The 18,947-nt window shown below is 66.0% G+C and carries 16 protein-coding genes and 1 pseudogene; 12 read left to right on the top strand and 5 right to left on the bottom strand.

The genetic code is table 11. The annotated features are described in order from the left end of the window. Window positions 1-77: 77 nt before the first annotated feature. The 5 genes from urtA (at window position 78) to urtE (ending at window position 6,761) form a co-directional block, all read left to right on the top strand. Window positions 78-1,349, top strand: coding sequence for an urea ABC transporter substrate-binding protein (gene urtA, locus LPA35_RS20515; protein WP_121423059.1), 1,272 nt, complete (start codon window positions 78-80; stop codon window positions 1,347-1,349). A 158-nt stretch (window positions 1,350-1,507) separates the two neighbouring features. Beyond that, a complete protein-coding gene (gene urtB / locus LPA35_RS20510; RefSeq protein ID WP_228898651.1) occupies window positions 1,508-3,088 on the top strand; it encodes an urea ABC transporter permease subunit UrtB in 1,581 nt (526 codons plus the stop codon). Between the two features lie 21 nt (window positions 3,089-3,109). Continuing rightward, complete coding sequence (gene urtC, locus LPA35_RS20505; RefSeq protein ID WP_121422540.1) at window positions 3,110-4,246, top strand: urea ABC transporter permease subunit UrtC; 1,137 nt, start codon at window positions 3,110-3,112, stop codon at window positions 4,244-4,246. Beyond that, window positions 4,243-5,118: an urea ABC transporter ATP-binding protein UrtD gene (gene urtD, locus LPA35_RS20500; protein ID WP_218298650.1), complete on the top strand. Its 876-nt coding sequence runs from the start codon at window positions 4,243-4,245 to the stop codon at window positions 5,116-5,118. The genes urtC and urtD overlap by 4 nt, the downstream gene beginning before the upstream one ends. Window positions 5,119-6,068: 950 nt before the next feature. Then, window positions 6,069-6,761, top strand: a complete 693-nt coding sequence (urtE, locus tag LPA35_RS20495) for an urea ABC transporter ATP-binding subunit UrtE (protein WP_228898650.1) — start codon at window positions 6,069-6,071, stop codon at window positions 6,759-6,761. A gap of 17 nt (window positions 6,762-6,778) precedes the next feature. On the opposite strand, the gene LPA35_RS20490 is transcribed toward urtE, so the two are convergent. Further along, complete coding sequence (locus LPA35_RS20490; protein ID WP_228898648.1) at window positions 6,779-7,633, bottom strand: phosphatase PAP2 family protein; 855 nt, start codon at window positions 7,631-7,633, stop codon at window positions 6,779-6,781. Window positions 7,634-7,923: 290 nt separating this feature from the next. Between LPA35_RS20490 and LPA35_RS26220 the strand changes: the two are divergent. Further along, window positions 7,924-8,334: pseudogene (locus tag LPA35_RS26220) on the top strand (diacylglycerol kinase family protein); the annotation flags it as partial. Here LPA35_RS26220 and LPA35_RS26215 read toward each other — a convergent pair. Continuing rightward, complete coding sequence (locus tag LPA35_RS26215) at window positions 8,244-8,981, bottom strand: DUF2694 family protein (protein ID WP_370641489.1); 738 nt, start codon at window positions 8,979-8,981, stop codon at window positions 8,244-8,246. The pseudogene LPA35_RS26220 and the gene LPA35_RS26215 sit on opposite strands and share 91 nt — an antisense overlap. Before the next feature lie 29 nt (window positions 8,982-9,010). Between LPA35_RS26215 and LPA35_RS20480 the strand changes: the two genes are divergently transcribed. Then, window positions 9,011-9,805 (top strand): metallophosphoesterase, encoded by a 795-nt coding sequence (locus LPA35_RS20480; protein ID WP_228898644.1) that lies wholly within the window; start codon window positions 9,011-9,013, stop codon window positions 9,803-9,805. 100 nt (window positions 9,806-9,905) lie between these two features. Here the strand turns inward: LPA35_RS20480 and LPA35_RS20475 are convergent, their stop codons facing one another. Both LPA35_RS20475 and LPA35_RS20470 read right to left on the bottom strand, forming a co-directional pair. Beyond that, complete coding sequence (locus LPA35_RS20475; RefSeq protein ID WP_228898643.1) at window positions 9,906-11,090, bottom strand: porin; 1,185 nt, start codon at window positions 11,088-11,090, stop codon at window positions 9,906-9,908. Window positions 11,091-11,387: 297 nt separating this feature from the next. After that, entirely contained in the window at window positions 11,388-12,131 is a 744-nt protein-coding gene (locus LPA35_RS20470) for a TetR/AcrR family transcriptional regulator (RefSeq protein WP_228898641.1), read from the bottom strand. Between the two features lie 169 nt (window positions 12,132-12,300). Between LPA35_RS20470 and LPA35_RS20465 the strand changes: the two genes are divergently transcribed. The 4 genes from LPA35_RS20465 (at window position 12,301) to LPA35_RS20450 (ending at window position 16,618) form a co-directional block, all read left to right on the top strand. After that, the gene (locus tag LPA35_RS20465) at window positions 12,301-13,293 is read left to right on the top strand and encodes a tripartite tricarboxylate transporter substrate-binding protein (protein WP_218298647.1); all 993 of its coding nucleotides are present in this window, start codon (window positions 12,301-12,303) and stop codon (window positions 13,291-13,293) included. 34 nt (window positions 13,294-13,327) lie between these two features. Beyond that, window positions 13,328-14,161 carry a cyclase family protein gene (locus LPA35_RS20460; RefSeq protein ID WP_228898637.1) on the top strand — a complete coding sequence of 278 codons (834 nt, stop codon included), beginning with the start codon at window positions 13,328-13,330 and terminating at the stop codon, window positions 14,159-14,161. After that, window positions 14,158-15,195 (top strand): fumarylacetoacetate hydrolase family protein, encoded by a 1,038-nt coding sequence (locus LPA35_RS20455; RefSeq protein ID WP_218298646.1) that lies wholly within the window; start codon window positions 14,158-14,160, stop codon window positions 15,193-15,195. Before LPA35_RS20460 ends, LPA35_RS20455 begins: the two co-directional genes overlap by 4 nt. Window positions 15,196-15,535: 340 nt before the next feature. Beyond that, window positions 15,536-16,618 carry an adenylate/guanylate cyclase domain-containing protein gene (locus tag LPA35_RS20450; protein WP_218298645.1) on the top strand — a complete coding sequence of 361 codons (1,083 nt, stop codon included), beginning with the start codon at window positions 15,536-15,538 and terminating at the stop codon, window positions 16,616-16,618. 27 nt (window positions 16,619-16,645) lie between these two features. Here LPA35_RS20450 and LPA35_RS20445 read toward each other — a convergent pair whose 3' ends face one another. Continuing rightward, complete coding sequence (locus LPA35_RS20445) at window positions 16,646-17,374, bottom strand: haloacid dehalogenase type II (protein ID WP_218298644.1); 729 nt, start codon at window positions 17,372-17,374, stop codon at window positions 16,646-16,648. Window positions 17,375-17,615: 241 nt separating this feature from the next. Between LPA35_RS20445 and LPA35_RS20440 the strand changes: the two genes are divergently transcribed. Beyond that, window positions 17,616-18,830, top strand: a complete 1,215-nt coding sequence (locus tag LPA35_RS20440; protein ID WP_228898635.1) for an MFS transporter — start codon at window positions 17,616-17,618, stop codon at window positions 18,828-18,830. Window positions 18,831-18,947 lie beyond the last annotated feature (117 nt).

Below are 18,947 nucleotides of genomic sequence, written 5' to 3'. Positions count from 1 at the left end.
TCGATCACCCAGGGCCCCGCAAGGGACCGGCGAGCGAAGCGGTTTGATTGATTGAAACCACCACCGGAGAAGCACACATGCAACGTCGTTATTCCCTCAAAGCCCTTGCGGCCGTCGCTACGCTCGCTGGCCTGTCTGCGCTGCCAGCCCACGCCCAGGACACGATCAAGGTCGGCATCCTGCACAGCCTGTCGGGCACCATGGCCATCTCCGAGACCGTGTTGAAAGACACCGTGCTCATGGCCATCGACGAGATCAACGCCAAGGGCGGTGTGCTGGGCAAGAAGCTCGAACCCGTGGTGGTGGACCCGGCCTCCAACTGGCCCCTGTTCGCCGAAAAGACCAAGCAGCTGCTCGGCCAGGACAAGGTCTCGGTCATCTTCGGCTGCTGGACCTCGGTGTCGCGCAAGTCGGTGCTGCCAGTGGTTGAAGAAATGAACGGCCTGCTGTTCTACCCCGTGCAGTACGAGGGTGAAGAGCTGTCCAAGAACGTGTTCTACACCGGCGCCGCGCCCAACCAGCAAGCCATCCCTGCGGTGGACTACCTGATGAGCAAGGACGGCGGCAGCGCCAAGCGCTGGGTGCTCTTGGGCACAGACTATGTGTACCCCCGCACCACCAACAAGATCCTGCGCGCCTACCTCAAGTCCAAGGGCGTGAAGGACAGCGACATCGACGAGAAGTACACCCCGTTCGGCCACTCGGACTACCAGACCATCGTGGCCGACATCAAGAAGTTCAGCCAGGGCGGCAAGACGGCGGTGGTCTCCACCATCAACGGCGACTCTAACGTGCCCTTCTACAAGGAACTGGGCAACGCAGGCCTGAAGGCCAAGGACGTGCCTGTGGTCGCCTTCTCGGTGGGCGAGGAAGAACTGCGCGGCGTGGACACCAAGCCGCTGGTGGGCCACCTGGCCGCCTGGAACTACTTCCAGTCCATCAAGAGCCCGGCCAACACCGAGTTCATCAAGAAGTGGAGCGACTACGCCAAGGCCAAGGGCATTGCCGGCCACAAAGACAAGCCGCTCACCAACGACCCGATGGAAGCCACCTACATCGGTATCAACATGTGGGCCCAGGCCGTGACCAAGGCCAAGAGCACCGACACCGACAAGGTGATTGCCGCCATGGCTGGCCAGACCTTCAAGGCACCGTCGGGCATCGTCAGCAAGATGGACGAGAAGAACCACCACTTGCACAAGAGCGTGTTCATCGGCGAGATCAAGGCCGATGGCCAGTTCAACGTGGTGTGGAAGACGCCTGGTCCTGTGAAGGCCAAGCCATGGAGCCCGTACATCGAAGGCAACGACAAGAAGAAGGACGAGCCGGACGGCAAGTCGAAGCTGTGACACCCCCCTGAGGCGCTTCGCGCCTTCACCCCCTCTCTCACGCTTGCGCGTGGGAGGGGGGACGCCGCCAGCGCGGCGGGGCGGCCCTTGCGCGGCGGCCCTGGTCTTGGCCCTGCGCGCTGCACAGGCCTGTTTCTATTTGACCTACCGGCCCTCTCATGTTTGCCTCTTTCTTTCAACGCCTGATCGCCTGCCTGCTGCTGTGTGCAGCCGTGCAGGCGCACGCACTCACGGCCGAGGCGGCGCGGGCCATGGCCAGCGGCGATACCGACGAGCGCATCGCTGCGCTGCAGCAGGCCATTGCCACCCCCGACGACGCCACGCTGGCCTTTATCCGCGCGATGGGCGAAGACGCCGTCAAGATCGCAGGCGACAAGGCCATCGTCATGAAGGACGACAAGGGCTATGACCCGGTGAGTGGCGCCGAGGTGCCTGTGCCCGACGATGCCGAAGACATCGTCAACAACAACCGCATGCGGGGCGAGTTCGACGCAGCGCTGGCTTCGCTGCAACTGCTGTCGCCCGATGTGGCCCAGCGCCGCACCGCCATCGACGCGCTGCGCGAAGAGACCGACGAGGCGCGTCTGCCCCTCATCGAGAAGGCCCTTGCCGCCGAGAAGGACGTTGCCCTGCAAGCCCGGCTCGAAGCCATCCGCGCGCGCATCCTGCTGGCGAGTAGCGATGCGTCGCAACGCCTGAAGGCCGCGCAGTATCTGGCCACCAGCGGCAACCCCGGCACGCGCACCGTGCTGCTGGAGCAGCTGCGCAATGAACAGGATCCTCGGGTCAAAGCCGCCATCCAGGCCGCGCTGACAGCGGTGGAAGGCCGTCTGCAGTGGGGCGAGAAGCTGGCCGCGCTGTTCACCGGCATCAGCCTGGGCTCCATCCTGCTGTTGGTGGCGCTGGGCCTGGCCATCACCTACGGGCTGATGGGCGTGATCAACATGGCCCACGGTGAGCTGATGATGATCGGCGCCTATGCCACCTATGTGATGCAGGGTGTGTTCCAGCGGTATTTTCCGGGTGCGTTCGACTGGTACCTGGTCGCGGCCGTGCCGGTAGCATTCATGGCGTCGGCCCTGATGGGCGCGGTGCTGGAGCGCAGCGTGATCCGCTTCTTGTATGGCCGCCCGCTGGAGACGCTGCTGGCCACCTGGGGCATCAGCCTGATGCTGCAGCAGCTGGTGCGCACCGTGTTCGGTGCGCAAAACGTGGGCGTGGAAAACCCTGCGTGGATGAGCGGCGGCGTGCAGCTCATGGACAACCTGCAGCTGCCCTGGAACCGCGTGATCATCGTCGCCTTTGCGCTGGCGGTGCTGGCCGGCGTGGCCTTCCTCATCAGCAAGACACGGCTGGGCCTGTTCGTGCGCGGTGTTACGCAGAACCGGCCCATTGCCTCGTGCATGGGCGTGAATACGGCTCGGGTGGATACCTATGCCTTTGCACTGGGCTCGGGCATCGCGGGCCTGGCGGGCTGCGCGCTGAGCCAGGTTGGCAACGTGGGGCCCGACCTGGGGCAGAGCTACATCGTGGACTCGTTCATGGTGGTGGTGCTGGGCGGTGTGGGCCAGTTGGCCGGCACCGTGTATGCCGCGCTGGGCCTTGGTGTGCTCAACAAGTTCCTCGAAGGCTGGACGGGCGCCGTGCTGGCCAAGATCGCCGTGCTGGTCTTCATCATCATCTTCATCCAGAAGCGGCCGCAGGGCATCTTTGCGGTCAAGGGGCGTACGGCCGATTGAGGCCGATAGAGACAGACTGATATGACTACGCCATCTCCTATCCAACTTCCTGCTCCGGCACCGCTGCTTACCCGCAGCGGCTGGTCAGCCTTTATCGTCGCGCTCATCGTGGTGTGCGCCGTGGCGCCCGTACTCAATCTGTGGGTGCCCGCAGGCAGCGCATTCCACCTCAGCGACTACGCCGTGGCGCTGCTCGGCAAGATCATGTGCTACGCCATCTGCGCACTCGCCATGGACTTGATCTGGGGCTACACCGGCATCCTGAGCCTGGGCCACGGCCTGTTCTTCGCTTTGGGTGGCTATGTGATGGGCATGTATCTCATGCGCCAGATCGGCCGCGACGGCAACTACAAGAGCGACCTGCCCGACTTCATGGTGTTCCTCGACTGGAAGGAGCTGCCCTGGCACTGGGCGCTGTCCGACAGCTTTGTGGCCACCTTAATCCTCATCGTGGCGGTGCCCGGCGTGATCGCATTTGTGTTCGGCTACTTCGCCTTCCGCTCGCGCATCAAGGGCGTGTATTTTTCCATCATCACGCAGGCCATGACGTATGCGGCCATGCTGCTGTTCTTTCGCAACGAGACGGGCTTTGGCGGGAACAACGGCTTTACCGACTTCAAGCGCATTCTGGGCATGCCCCTGGCCACGCAGAATATGCGCATGACCCTGTTCGTGCTCACGGGCGTGACGTTGCTGGTGTTCTTTTTGCTGGCCCGCTGGCTGGTGCGCAGCAAGTTTGGCCGCGTGCTGCAGGCGGTGCGCGATGCCGAAACGCGCGTCATGTTCTCGGGCTACTCGCCGCTGCCCTACAAGCTCACCATCTGGACCATCAGCGCCATGATGTGCGGCGTGGCGGGCGCGCTGTATGTGCCGCAGGTCGGCATCATCAACCCCGGCGAGATGAGTGCCGCCAACTCCATCGAGATCGCGGTGTGGGCTGCAGTGGGTGGCCGCGCCACGCTGATCGGGCCCATCGTGGGGGCGTTCATCGTCAATGGTGCCAAGAGCTGGCTCACCGTGACGGCGCCAGAGTTCTGGCTGTACTTTCTGGGCGCGCTGTTCATCGCCGTCACGCTGTTCCTGCCCGATGGTGTGGTGGGCCTGGTGAAGAAGTTGAAGAAGAACAACAACAAGAAGACCGAAGGAGCCGCGCCATGACGCCTGATCTGATGGACGAAGGCGCGCGGCGCATTCAGGCCCGGCTGGCACCTGCTGCCCTGGGCCAGACCGAATCCGGTGGCCGCACTGCAGGCTTCTCGCGCATCGCCACGCCCGGCGAGGTGGATATCACCCACGGCCGCATCCTGTACCTGGAAGATGTGAACGTGAGCTTTGACGGCTTCAAAGCCATCAATAACCTGAGCCTGGACATCGCACCCGGCGAGCTGCGCTGCATCATCGGCCCCAATGGTGCGGGCAAGACGACGATGATGGACATCATCACCGGCAAGACGCGGCCGGACAGCGGCACGGTGTATTTCGGCTCGACCATCGACCTGCTGCGCCACAACGAGCCGGAGATCGCTAGCCTGGGGATCGGCCGCAAGTTTCAGAAGCCCACGGTGTTTGAGCAGCTCAGCGTGTTTGAAAACCTGGAACTGGCCTTGAAGACGCACAAGGGTGTGACGTCGAGCATGTTCTTCCGTCTCGATTCAGCGCAGTCGGACCGGCTGGCCGAGATCCTGCACACGATTCATCTGGCGGACAGCGTGGCGCGCATGGCGGGGAATCTGAGCCATGGGCAAAAGCAGTGGCTGGAGATTGGGATGCTGCTGATGCAGGACCCGAAGTTGTTGTTGCTGGATGAGCCGGTGGCGGGGATGACGGATGAGGAAACTGCGCGCACGGCGGAGCTGTTTTTGACACTCAAGGGCAAGCATTCGCTGATGGTGGTAGAGCACGACATGTCTTTCATTCGCACCATTTCGGAGATCGTGACGGTGTTGTGCGATGGGTCTGTGCTGGCGCAGGGGACGCTGGACCAGGTGCAGGCGGATGAGCGGGTGATTGAGGTTTATTTGGGGCGGTGATGGTGCTTTGCCGCTCTGGTTCCTTTGGTCTTGAGAATGTCCGCTATCCGTTCGGGCTGAGCCTGTCGAAGCCGGGGCTTGCGCGCTGGTTTGGGCGGTGTGCTTGTGTTGAGTGCGGAGGCCGGGTTGTCGCCCCGGCAGGCGACTCACTTTTCTTTGCTTCGCCAAAGAATAGTAAGCAAAAGAAAGGCGACCCCCAGTCTGCGAACCCTTCGCGTTGCGAAGGGGCAAACCTGCGGCGGGGCGGTTGCGGGGTGCGCCGTGGAACTCGCTTTGCGCCTGCGGCGCGCCGCTCGGACAACCACGGCGAGTCAGATCACGAAGCATGGGCGCTTCGACGCCCATGCTCACCCCGCAACCGCCCCGTCGCAGGCGCAGCCAGCAGGGGAGGGACAGCCGAACATCCAAACATCCACACGGGCCTTTGCTTCGCTCGGCCGCGTGTGCGCAGCGCGTGGCGTTTGCGCCCGCGAGATGGGGCCGAGCGCAGCGCAGCGAAGCAATGGCCCGTGTGGATGTCCGATCCCCGGGTTCCCTTCTGTGCGTGCCGAGAAGCGCAGGGCAGGGGGTGCGTGCGTGTGCCGAAGGACACACGCACTTCGTGCACTGACTCACCGCAGTTGTTCGAGCGGAGCGCCAAAGGCGCGCAGCGAGTTCTGCGGTGGCACCCTATGCCCGAGCATCACAGGTTGCCCGTAGCGCAGCGAAGGGACGCGCACAGTAGGGTCGCCTTCTCTTTGGTGACTTTCTCTTGGCGAGGCAAGAGAAAGTTACTGCGCCGCCGGGCGCACACCCCGGCTCCCGCCCTCAACAAAGGCACGCGGCCAGATCAGCACGAGAGCCCCGGCTTCGACAAGCTCAGCCCAAACGGGCAGTGAAGGCTATCAATAATATAGCTATTACCGCTTGCTGAATAAGCGCCAGAGGCCAAAAACACTCAAGAAACCACCATGCTCACCGTCCAAAACATCAACCAGTACTACGGCGGCTCCCACATCCTGCGCGACGTGAGCCTCACCGCCCAGGCCGGCAAAGTCACCGTCCTGCTAGGCCGCAACGGCGTCGGCAAAACCACGCTGCTCAAAAGCCTCATGGGCCTGGTCCCCATCAAAAGCGGGGGCATCACATTCGATGGCAAACCCATCGACAAAACCACTCCCTACGACCGGGCAAGAGCAGGCATCGGCTTCGTCCCCCAAGGCCGCGAGATCTTCGGCCGCCTCACGGTCGAAGAAAACCTGCGCATGGGCCTGGCCTACAAAAGCGGCTCCACGCCCGTGCCCCCGCACCTGTACGAGCTGTTTCCCGTGCTCAAGCAGATGCTCAAGCGCCGGGGTGGTGACCTATCCGGCGGGCAACAGCAGCAGCTGGCCATCGCCCGTGCCCTGGCCCCCGGCCCACGTCTGCTCATCCTGGACGAGCCCACCGAAGGCATCCAGCCCAGCATCATCAAAGACATCGGCCGCGTCATTCGCATGCTGGCAGACAAGGGTGAAATGGCCATCCTGCTGTGCGAGCAGTACTACGACTTCGCGCAGGAGCTGGCCGATGACTACCTGGTGATGGAGCGCGGCGAAGTGATTGCGCGCGGCCCGGGCAGCGAGATGGAAGCCAAGGGGATTCGCAGTCTGGTCGCCATCTGAATGAAGGCGACAGACGTTCAGGCCTGCACCAGGCGTTTTTGTGAACCACGCCAGCGCGACACACTCTCCATGATCAGCACCGTGCACAGCACCCAGGTGCCCGCCAGCAGCCAGCCCGCCAGCACATCGCTGGCGTAGTGCACCTGCAGCACCACGCGGCTCCAGCCAGTGGTGAAGGTGAGCGCGCCCGCTGCCAGCACCGCAGGCAAGTGCCAGGGCCTTGGCAGCAGGCGGGTAGCCAGGTAGGCCAGCATGGCGAAGGCCGCCATCGACGCGCTGCTGTGCCCGCTTGGAAAGCTGAAACCGTGGGCCTGTGCAATGCCATGTTCGTGTTCCGGCCGCACGCGTTCGAACAGTTTTTTCAGGATCTTGGTCAGTGCACCATTGCCCGCCAGGGCCACCAGCCAGCCGGTGGCCAGTAGGCGCTGCTGGCACGCCCACAGCAGCGCCGCCACCACCACGGTGCACCCAGTCAGCACCCACGAATCGCCCAGGTGCGTTAGCACTGCAAACCACTGCAGCACGGCCGTGTCGGCGTGCGTGCGCAGTCCTTGCGCAATGGCATCGTCCAGTGTTCCCCAACGGCCGCCCCCGCTCCAGCTTTCGGCCAGTTCGGCCATCGTGGCGCCCGCCAGCACCAGTGCGAATGCGCTGGCTCCCATGGCGGCCAGCACCACCCCATACGCCTGCGCGGGCAAAAACCTGCGCAGCGGCGGGCTGTGGTGCTGCGCGGTGCGCAAGCCGACCAAGGCCAGCGCGCCCACCAGGGCCGAGGCCACCATGCCTGCCACCCACCATTCCATCGGGTAGCGCGCCAGCAGCGCCCCCAGCGCGGCAAGGTCCATCGGGGTCGTGAGTGTCGTTGTCGTCATCGGGTGCTGGTGGCTTTCTGCGTTTTGTTTTGGAAGTCAATATGAGGGAGCCGGGCGTTGTAACCGAGTTCCCTACACCCCGCCACAGCGAAGGTGTATGCCCCCTTGCCATGGGGCGTCTGTCGGCAAACTCTGACAGGGCAAGGGCGCAGCTGCTGGCTGCGGCAGGGGCGCGGCGGGGCGATCATTCAGGTCACCGCATTACACAATTCAGGATGGCTGCAGGGGGCTCCCGGGCACAATCCGTGCCCAACGCTCCAGGCGTTGCCTCCTGACGCAGCCGTCGAACCATGACCCCTTCCGAGCATCCCCATCCTGTCCGTCCCCACGGGCCGATCCACCTGGTGGTGCCCAAGCGCCCCGGGGCCGACCTGGACCTGCTGCGCGCCAAGCTGGAGGGCGTGCCCGCCTTGCAGGAGCACGACGTGGTCTGGCATGTGCCCGACCAGCGCGGCGACATCGTGCAGCTGGCGCGCGATGCCGCGCAGGCTGCGCTGGCCGATGGCGGGCTGGTGGTGGCGGCAGGGGGTGACGGCACCATCAACGCCGTGGCCTCGGCGGCGCTGCTGGCGGGGGTGCCACTGGGGGTGGTGCCCATGGGCACGTTCAACTACTTCAGTCGCGAACACGGCCTGGCGCTGGACCCCGAAACCGCCGTGCAAGACCTGCTGCAGGCGCTGCGCAACGGCGACCTGCGCCCGGTCCAGGTCGGTTTTGTCAACCGGCGCATGTTTGTCGTCAACGCCAGTGTGGGCCTGTACCCCAAGATGCTGGCCGACCGCGAAATGGCCTCGCGCCGCTTTGGTCGAAAGCGCTGGGTGGCCGTGGCGGCTGCGGTGTGGAGCATGTTCCGCCCCTCGGCGGGCCGCCGCTGGCGCGTAGTGATGAAGACCGACCGTGGTGCCCAGGCGCAGCAAGAGGAGCACCTGGTCACCACGCTGTTTGTGGGCAACAACCCTTTGCAGCTCGACCGCATGGGCCTGCCGCAGGCGCAAACCGTGGCCGACGGCGGCAAGCTGGCCGTGGTCATGCTCAAGCCCCAAGGCCGCTGGGCCATAGCGCGCACGGTGTGGAACGCGGCCACCGGGCAGTTGCACAAAGACAATGCCGTGGTCAGTATGGCCTGTACCGAGCTGACCGTTACCCCCGCCAGTTGGCGCCCACCGCAAGTCAAGCTGGCGTTTGATGGCGAGCGCGAATGGATGGTGCCGCCCCTGCATTTCCGCCTGAGCGAGCGCCCGCTGTGGCTGGTGGCGCCCACCACCTTGATGCGTGATGATGAGCAGGAGGGCGAGACCCAGGGTGCGCCAGTTGCAGCACCAGAGCCCGCGTCGGTGCCCGGTCTCATGCCTGCATGACATTGGCCTGAAAGCACCGATGACCGTTTTGATGCACCTCTCGGATCTGCACTTTGGTGCACACGATCCTGCGGTGTGTGCGGCGGCCCAACGGCTGGCGCAGCGGCTGGGCGTGGCGATGGTGGTGGTGTCCGGCGACCTTACGCAGCGCGCCACCGCGGTGCAGTTTGAGCAGGCCGCGCGATTTGTCAAAGGCCTGCATGCCCGCTCTACCCTGGTGCTGGCGGGCAACCACGACCTGCCGCTGTTTGCCTGGTGGATGCGCTGGGGCCGCGCCTACGAGCGCTATGCCCACCAGTTCGGCATCGACCAGGAGCCCGTGCGGCAGATGGGCGCCTTTTATGTGGTGGGCGTGAACACCACCCGCGCCTGGCGGCACGAGCGGGGCAGCCTGTCGTCGGCGCAGATCGATCATGTGGCCATGCTGCTGGCGCGCGCCCCGCCAGATGCCTGGCGCATCGTGGCCAGCCACCACCCCCTGGTGTCCCGCGACGCCGCCGACCGCGCGCACCGGCCCCACCGAGCGGACGAAGCGTTGCAACGCTGGCGCGCGGCGGGCGCCCATATGCTGCTGTCAGGCCACGTGCACGAGCCCAGCGTGTTGCAGCCCCTGCCGGGCCTGTGGGCCTGCCGCGCGGGCACGGCGGTATCGCACCGCCTGCGCCACGGCAGCCCCAACAGCCTGGTGGTGCTGACGGTAGAAGCCTCAGGCGCCGCCGTGGGAGGCTGGGCCCGCTATGCAGCGCGCTGGGACTACGACGAAGTGGCGGGGGAGTTTGTGTGTGTGCTGCGGCAGGCGGTGGGGGCGGAGTGAATCGTGGACCCGCGGAGGCCGGGAGCGGCGCTTGATAAAAAAGGGGCGCCCAAAGGCGCCCCAACCTTGGGACTCTCCGTAAACCTTTCTGAAAAACGGATCAAAACCGGTGGCGCACCCCCACCGCAAAGCCGGTGCCCTGTGCGCTGACTACAGACGGCGGCGCAGGCAGTGTGCGGGTCTGGGTGCTGTCGCGCATCACCATGGCATACAGGTCCGTGCGCTTGGACAGGAAATAGTCATACCCCAGGGTGAACACCTTGCGCTCCACATTGCCGCCCGCCACCGTGGCAGGCACGGGGCCCACGGTGTCGCTGGTGCGGCGCACCGCGTAGCCCGCCAGCACACGGCCTGCACCCACGGGCACAGCAGCGCTCACATCCCACACCCGATACGACAGGTTGAGCGGCGCAGCGGCCGTGCCCCGGTTGTCGATGCGGCCCAGGTGGGCGAACAGCTTGACCACCTCGAAGTCGTACGACGCCGCCAGTTGCCAGGCGCGTGTGTCGTTGGGCGAGGTGCCGTCGGCGAAGGTGCCGGGGTTCTTCTTCACGCTCTGCCATGCCAGCGATGCGGCCCACGGGCCTCGGGCGTAGGCCAGGCGCGCAGCGTTGTTGCCGCCGCCCTGGCCTTCAGAGATAGCGTGCGCCACCGAGGCATTGAAGCCCGCGACGTTGGGGCTGTCATACACCACCGAGTTGGCCCATGCCGTGCCACCCGTGAGCGGGCTGCCGATGAAGGTGACCAGGTTCAGCGGCCCCAGCACGGTGGAATCGCCAAACGCGTTGGAGGTGATGGAGTTCAGGAACAGCAGCGATGTGACATTGCCCAGCCGCACGCGGCCCCAGTCGCGGTGCGACACGCCCACCCAGGCGGCGCGCGAGAACACGGGGTCGGCCGCCACATTCACCGGTGCGGGCAGCGCATCGTTGCGGCCGGTGGCGCCGGAGTCGTTGCGCACAAAAGACGACAGCTCAAACTGTGCCGACAGCCCGCCGCCCAGGTCTTCGGTGCCGCGCACGCCCCAGTGGCTGGTGGACATGCCGCCACCGTCCAGCTTGGTCACGGCGCGGTCTTGCGCATTGATGCCGGCGGCGGGGCCCGCAAAGTGGCCCACGGCGGCATCGACCAGGCCATACAGCTGTAGTCCGGGGCCGGATGCTGGCTGTGCCTGCGCGGCGAGGGTGGTGGCAGACAGGGCTGCAGCGGTGCCCAGGGCGCGTGTCCAGCGCCGACGGGCCCGAGGGTGGAAGAGTTGGGGTGTGGGGGAGGTGCGAGGTTTCATGGTGTCTTTCGATGGGTGAGGGGCAAGCGGAGGGCGAACCGGTCCACGGCGCAGCCAGGGCTGTTCCGAAAACGCAGTTCAACGGGGGAGGGCGTCAGCGCGTTGTGTGCGCCGAAAGCGGTGCGGCTAGGGTGCGCCGGTCTGGCGTGCCGATGCCCAGGGTGGGGCGGCAGCGCAGGGCCCCAGCCACCTGGGGTGGCGGTGGGCAAGGGCCAGAAAAATGGGCGTGGCTGTGCCTGGCATGCGGCGCTCGCGCGGCAGTGCGGGTGATCGGGGCGGGGGGTCAGCGGTTCGGCGTCAGTGCACCGCGCCTTCACAGGCGCCACGCATGCCTTGCGCGATGAAACGCACCAGCAGTGGCCCCGCTGCAGCCTCGTCGCCCGGCTGGTTCTGGCCGTACGACAGGCGCTCGATGCGCTGGTCGTTCACATGGTGCAGCAGCGCGCCCAGCGCGAACTGGTAGCACCATGCGGCCTGGCTGCGCGTGGCCTGGGGCAGGGCGGCGGCAATCGCATCAATGAACGCATGGGCCAGTGGGTCGAACAGCTCGCGGATGATGGGCTCGTCTTCTTCCAGGTGGTCGTTCATGCCGCGCGACAGCAGGCGCAGAAAGTGGTGGCCCGCAGGCTGGCGAGCCACCTCCAGCACGGGCAGCACGAAGGCCTTGACGATTTCGTCCAGAAGCTGACCGGGTGGGGCCGCCTGCTGGGCTTGGGCCAGTGACTGCAGCCGCACATCGATGTAGCCCGCATGCGCGCGAAAGATGGCGTGGTACAGCGAGAGCTTGGGTCCGTAGTAGTAGCCCACCAGCGCCAGCGGCACACCGGCTTCGTCGGCAATGTCGCGGATCGACACGCCATGAAAACCGCGCGTGGCAAACAGCCGCTCGGCCGCCTGCAGGATGTTGGCCTGGCGATTGGGAGCCAGCGCTTCTTCGCTGGTGGCGCTGCGGGCCGCAGCACGCTTGCGCGCCGGGGCTTTCGCGGCAGGGGCGGCGGGCACGGTGGCCGCAGTCTGGGGGGTGGATCGGGATTTGGGCATAGGCTGGTTTATACGGTTGTATAAATTTATTGAACACTCGTACAAACCCCAGTCGATTTGAATTTGTACGTTCGTATAATTTTTTCATGCCACCCGCTGCAGGACCTGTCAGATCTGGCTTGCGGGGTGTCGCTGCAACTTCCATCCATTCCAACAGGAGACAGACACCATGTTCACCCGCCGCCGTTTCACCCAGCTTTCTGCCGCCCTGCTGTCCACCGTGGGCGGTGCTCCTGCCGCCTGGGCGCAGGCCGGCAAAGACGCCATGCCCGACATGGCGCGCATCATCTCGGGCTTTCCGGCCGGGGGCACGGCCGATGCGCTGGCGCGCCGTGTGGGCGACCGCATGCGCGGCCACTACGCAGCGTCCTTGGTGGTGGACAACAAACCCGGCGCAGGCGGGCAGATCGGCATCCTCAACCTGCGCGACAGCCCGGCCGATGGCACCAGCCTGCTCATCACGCCGTCGTCCATGTTGTCCATCTACCCCTACACCTACCCCAAGCTGCGCTACACGCTGGACGATGTGGCGCCCGTGTCACTGGGCGCCATGTTCGACCACGGCCTGGCCGTGGGCCCCGGTGTGCCCGACAGCGTGCGCACGCTGGCCGACCTGCTGGACTGGATGCGCGCCAACCCCGGCAGCGCCAACTACGGCAGCCCCGGCGCGGGCTCCATGCCGCACATGGTGGGCGTGCTGCTGGGGCAGTTCAGCAAGATCGACATGCGCCACATTGCCTACCGGGGCACGGTGCCCGGCATGCAAGACCTGCTGGGCGGGCAGATCCCTGCGTTCTGGGGGCCGATTGGCGACTACCTGCAGCATGGCAAGGGCGGCAAGCTGCGCGTGCTGGCCATTGCGGGCAGCAAGCGCTCGCCGTTCCTGCCGCAGGTGCCCACGCTGACGGAGTTGGGCTACCCCCTCAAGGTCAGCGAGTGGTACGGCTTCTTTCTGCCTGGCAAGGCCACGCCCGAGACCATCAAGCGCGCATCCGATGCCCTGCAGGCTGCGTTGAGCCAGCCCGAGGTGGTGGACTACGGAAAGCAGTACGGCCTGGAGATCAAGCCCTCCACCGCCGCGCAGCTGGCGCAGATGCTCAAGGCCGATGCCGACCAGTGGCGCGGCCTCATCAAGCAGACCGGCTTCACGGCCGAATCCTGATCGCCTTGTTTCGACCTTTCCACCCGACCCCGCCATGACCACCACGCTCGCCACACCTGCGCGCCGCATCGTCGATATCTCGATGCACCTTGAAAACGATGTTGTCTCCGACCCGCCGGGCCTGGGCCCGCGCATCCATTACATCGACCACCAGATGAGCTTTGCGGACCTGGCGCAGTTCTTTCCAGGCCTCCAGAAGGAAGACCTGCCCAACGGCGAATCCTGGGCGGTGGAGGACGTGCAGCTCAACACCCACAACGGCACCCACCTGGACGCGCCCTACCACTTTGCGTCCACCATGGATGGCGGGCAGCGCGCGCTGTCCATTGACGAGGTGGATCTGAACTGGTGCTTCCAGCCCGGCGTGAAGCTGGACTTTCGCCACCTGCCCGACGGCTACGTGGTGCAGGCCGCCGATGTGGAGGCCGAACTCGCACGCATCGGCCACACGCTGCAGCCACTGGAGATCGTGGTCGTCAACACCCGCGCTGGCAGCGCCTACGGCACGGCGGGCTACACGCGCGCGGGTTGCGGCATGGGCTACGAGGCCACCATGTACCTGCTGGAGCGCGGCGTGCGCCTGACCGGCACCGACGCCTGGAGCTGGGACGCCCCCTTCGCCTATACCGCGCAGCGCTATGCCGAAAGCGGCGACGCATCGCTGATCTGGGAGGGCCACAAGGCCGGGCGCGACATTGGCTACTGCCACCTCGAAAAACTGCACAACCTGGAGGCGCTGCCCGCCAGCGGCTTTTACATCTCGTGCTTTCCGGTCAAGGTGCGCGGCGCCTCGGCAGGCTGGACGCGGGCCGTGGCCATCTTCGACCCGGTGCTGCCGCTGCAGCCGGCGGCCGGAGTGGCGCCATGAAACTCGCCACCCTGCGTAACGGCCTGCGCGATGGCCGCCTGGTGGTGGTGTCGACGGATGCGCGCCGCTGCATCGACGCCAGCCCCGTGGCCCCCACGCTGCTCGATGCCCTGGAGCGCTGGAGTGTGGTGGAGCCCGCGCTGCACGACCTGGCCCGCACCGTGAACGCGCCCGCCGCCCTGGGCGCCATACCCTTTGATGCGCGCCAGTGTTTGGCACCGCTGCCACGCACCTGGCAGTGGCTGGACGGCTCGGCCTTTCTGAACCACGGCCACCTCATGGAGCGCGCGTTCAAGGTGCCGCCGGTGGCCGACTTCGACACCATTCCGCTCATGTACCAGGGCGCGGCCGACGACTTTCTGGGCCCACACGACGATGTGGCCCTGCCGTCCGAAGCCGACCAGATCGACTTTGAGGGCGAGTTTGGCGTGGTGCTCAGCGAAACCCCCCTGGGCGTCACCGCCGAAGAGGCGCTGCAGCATGTGCGCCTCATCGTGCTCATCAACGACTGGAGCCTGCGTGCCTTCGGCCCGCGCGAGGCCAAAAGCGGCTTTGGCTTTGTGCAGGCAAAGCCCTCCACCGCATTCGCGCCCATCGCCGTCACGCCCGACGAACTGGGCGCAGCGTGGAACGGCGGCCGCGTGCACCTGCGGCTGCAGACGCAGCGCAACGGCAAATGGTTTGGCCACCCGCGCGGCGGCGCCATGCACTTTGACTTCGGCCAGTTGATCGCCCATGCGGCGCGCACGCGCAAGCTGTCGGCAGGCACCCTGATTGGCTCGGGCACCGTGTCGAATGCGGATGTGGCCGTGGGCTCGTCCTGCATCGCCGAGCGCCGCATGGTCGAAGCCCTGGCCGACGGCGCGCCGCGCACACCGTTTCTGCGCTTTGGCGAACGGGTGTGCATGGTGGCGCTGGACGAGCAGGGCCAGCCCGCGCCGTTTGGCGTGATCGATCAGATGGTGGTGCCGGGCGACGCTGCGGGCCCCGGGCGGGTGAATACTTTAGATGCTATTAGTTCGATAGCAATATAGGCTTGATGGTCGTGCGATAGAGGCCAAAAAAGCTTGAATTTTTCGCTCCAGTCCATCGCGCCGTGGGGCCGCCGCCTCACCCTCCATCACCCGCAGCGCTGGCTCTTTCTCCCTCTCCCCTCGCGGGAGAGGGCTGGGGAGAGGGGGCGCTCTGGGGCTCGGTGCCCCCCTCTCCCCTGGCCCCCTCCCAGCAGGGGCGATGGGGCATACCAAGTCAGCTTCCGCCGCACGGCCCGGGGTGTTTTCACCGGTTGACCAGCCGGTGGGCGGCGCCTATTCTGGCTGGCAGGGGCCGGTGACGCCCCCCTATACCAACACACTCCCCCACCTCCCCCGCGCCATGCACAAAGAATTCCACCACGACGCCGTGCGCCGGCTGCAGTCGCTGATCGAGCGCGAAACCGGCGCGCCGCTGCGCGAAGAAGCCCTCGCCGAGATGGCTGCCATCCTGCGCCAGGGCGACGGCCCGGAAGGTGCCGCCACCGATGACCGGTCTGTGGCCCCACGTGAGGTCACCATCCTGCTGGCCGACCTGCGCGGGTTCACCGCACTGTCGGGCTCGCAACCGGCGTCGGTGGTGATTGCGGCGCTCAACCGCTGCCTGGCGCGGTTGTCCGAAGTGGTGTTCAAGTACCAGGGCAGCATCGACAAGTTCATGGGCGACTCGATCATGGTGCTGTTCGGTGCGCCTGTGGCGCGCGAGGACGATGTGGATCGCGCGCTGTTGTGTGCCGTGGAGATGCAGATGGCCATGCGCGAGCTGAACTTGGCACACCTGCGCGAGCGCCTGCCCGAGGTCTTCCTGGGCATTGGCGTGAACACGGGCACGGTGATGGCAGGGCGTTTTGGCTCGGACGTTTATTCCGAATACACAGTGATCGGCGAGGCCGTCAATCTGGCCTCGCGCATCGAGGCGCTGAGCCTGCGCGGCCAGGTGCTCATCAGCGACACGACGTACCAGCGCTGCTGGGGTCTGGTGTCGGCGTCGGCGCCAATGCAGGTCTACGTCAAGGGCCGCACGCAGCCCGTGAGCCTGCGCGAGCTGATCGCCATCCCTTCGCAAAAGCTCAAGGTGCCGCGCCAGGAGTTCCGCCGCAGCCACCGGGTGGATGCGCGCCTGCCCTGCCTGTGCCAGCGCATGCAGGACAAGATCGTGGTGCCCCACATCGTGCACGGTGCCATCCGCGACATTGGCTACCACGGCCTGCTGGTGGAGCTGATCGAGCCGCTGGAGCCGCACAGCGAGATCAAGCTGGAGTTTGAGCTGCCGCTGGTGGACTACCGCGTGGCTGATGTTTACGCGCGCGTCATCACCCTCAAGCAGGAAGGCGACGAGTGGGTGGCGGGCTTGGAGTTCACCTCGATCAGCGCCGAATGCCATGCCAAGGTGCAGATGTTTGTGCAGCTGCTGGTAGCGCACTGATCGACGCGGGTGTGCCCCGGGGCACATTCAACAGCCCAGCATCTGCGCTAGATCGTTCAGGTCTGTGGCGTGCAGATCGTTGCCAGGCTGTGGCGTACTGTCCTTGGGCTGTGCGGCGCCCAGTTCCAGGGGGCGCTCGACGTAGGCGGTGCGCAGGCCACATGCGCGGGCAGCGGCCAAGTCGTCGTGGTGCGTGGCTACCAGCGCCACCTGTTCGGGCTGCAGGTCAAACACGCGCGCTACGCCCAGGTAGGTCTCGGGGCTGGGTTTGTAGGCCTTGAACACCTCGGCGCTTAGCACGCAGTCCCACGGTAGCCTGGCGCGCTTGGCCATGTTGGTGAGCAGGCCGATGTTGCCGTTGGACAGCGTGGTGATGGTGAAGCGTGTCTTGAGCCGCGTGAGGCCTTCCACGCTGTCGGGCCAGGCATCGAGCCGGTGCCACACATGGTTGAGGTGGCGGCGCTCGGCCTCGGGCAGGTGCGCTAGGCCAAAGCGCGGCAGGATTTCGTCGAGGATGCTGCGGTGCAGGTCGTCGACCAGTGTCCAGCCCTGCTCACCCCGCATCACGCGGGCCATTGCCGGCTGGTAGCCGGCGCGCCACGCCAGCGCAAACGCGTCTCCATCTACCGCAGGGTACAGCGCCTGCATCTCGCGCACGATGCTGCCGTGCCAGTCCACCACGGTGCCAAAGATGTCGAACGCCAGCACCTTCACGGTGCTGGCGATGTGGTCTGCTGTGCTTGGGGTGGTCGTCATTCGCAGTCCTTGAAAAAGGAGGAAGGGCGTGGTCAGGGCGTCAGCGTAGCAGCCATAGCTGAAATGGCTTTGAACCTGGGTTACATATTTCCCCGCTTCAGCAAGGCGGTGCTTTGCATGCTATGGTTACAAAAATCGGGTTTACCCCCGTAACTGCGTTTCTTTCTCTCCTTCTCCCTGTCTCGTCTACCTTCTGCGCCCTGCCGTCGCTTGCCGGTGCAGCGTCTCCCCTGTTGTTGCCATGACCGCGCCCCTTTCCCCCACGTCCATCGCCGCCACCCCTACCGACGACCGCACCTTGGTGCGCGCCGTGCTGGCCCTCGGGGTCGGCGGCTTTTCCATCGGCACGGGTGAGTTCGTCATCATGGGCCTGCTGCCTGAGGTAGCGCGCGACATTGGTGTGAGCATCCCGCAGGCCGGGCATGTCATCAGCGCCTATGCGCTGGGCGTAGTGGTGGGCGCGCCCGTGCTGGCCGTGCTGTGCGCCCACTGGGGGCGGCGCGCGCTGCTGATGGCGCTGATGGTGGTGTATGCGCTGGGCAATTTCGCATCGGCGCTGGCCCCGGGCTATGGGTCGCTGAGCGCCATGCGCCTGTTCACCGGTCTGCCACACGGCACCTACTTTGGCGTGGCCGCGCTGGTGGCCGCCGCACTGGCGCCACCGGGGCGCCGCGCACGCGCAGTGGGCTGGGTCATGCTGGGCCTCACCACCGCCACGCTGGTGGGTGTGCCCATTGCCGCTGCGCTGGGCGAGGCTTTTGGCTGGCGCGCTGCGTTTGTGTTTGTGGGTTTGATCGCGGTGGCCGCCGTGGTCATGGTGCGCCTTTGGGTGCCCGCCATGCCCGCGTCGCACGGCGCCAGCCCGCTGCGCGAGCTGGGCGCGCTGGCCCGCAAGCAGGTGTGGTTCACGCTGGGCATTGGCGCCATTGGTTTTGGTGGCATGTTTGCAGTGTTCAGCTACATCAAGCCCACCTTGATCGAAGTGGCCGGCATGCCGCCTGCGCTCATGCCCTTTGTGCTGTCGCTGTTTGGCCTGGGCATGGTGGCGGGCAATTTGGTCGGCTCGCGCATGGCCGACAAGGCGCTGATGCCTGCTGTGGGCAAGGTGCTGGTGTGGTCCATCCTCGTACTGGCGCTGTTTGTGCCCGCCGCACACCACCCTGCCAGCGCCGCGCTGGCCACGTTCTTTTTGGGAACCTTGGTGGCCATCGGCCCCGCGCTGCAGATCCGCCTGATGGACGTGGCGGGCGACGCGCAAACCCTGGCCGCCGCACTCAACCACTCGGCCTTCAACGCCGCCAATGCGCTGGGCGCGTGGCTGGGCGGCGTGGGCATTGCGGCAGGCTTGGGCTGGACGTCTACCGGGTGGGTGGGCGTGTTGCTGGGGCTTGGCGGCGTGGGCATGTTTGCGTGGGCGCTGGTTAGCGAGCGAAACACCAGGCGCGTCGCCGCCTGAAGACCACGGGCCACTGACCTGTGTTGTGTCGCGGCGGTGCGACACTGCCGCAATCCATGGAGAAATGACCGCGTTGTGCCTTAAAGTGGCAGCGGGCCGGCCTTACTGCCAGCCACG

This window comes from Acidovorax sp. Leaf73 (assembly GCF_916855635.1).
GTDB lineage: Bacteria > Pseudomonadota > Gammaproteobacteria > Burkholderiales > Burkholderiaceae_C > Acidovorax > Acidovorax facilis.
Note: the sequence above shows the minus strand (reverse complement) of the source record. Positions and strands in the feature narration are given on the sequence as shown.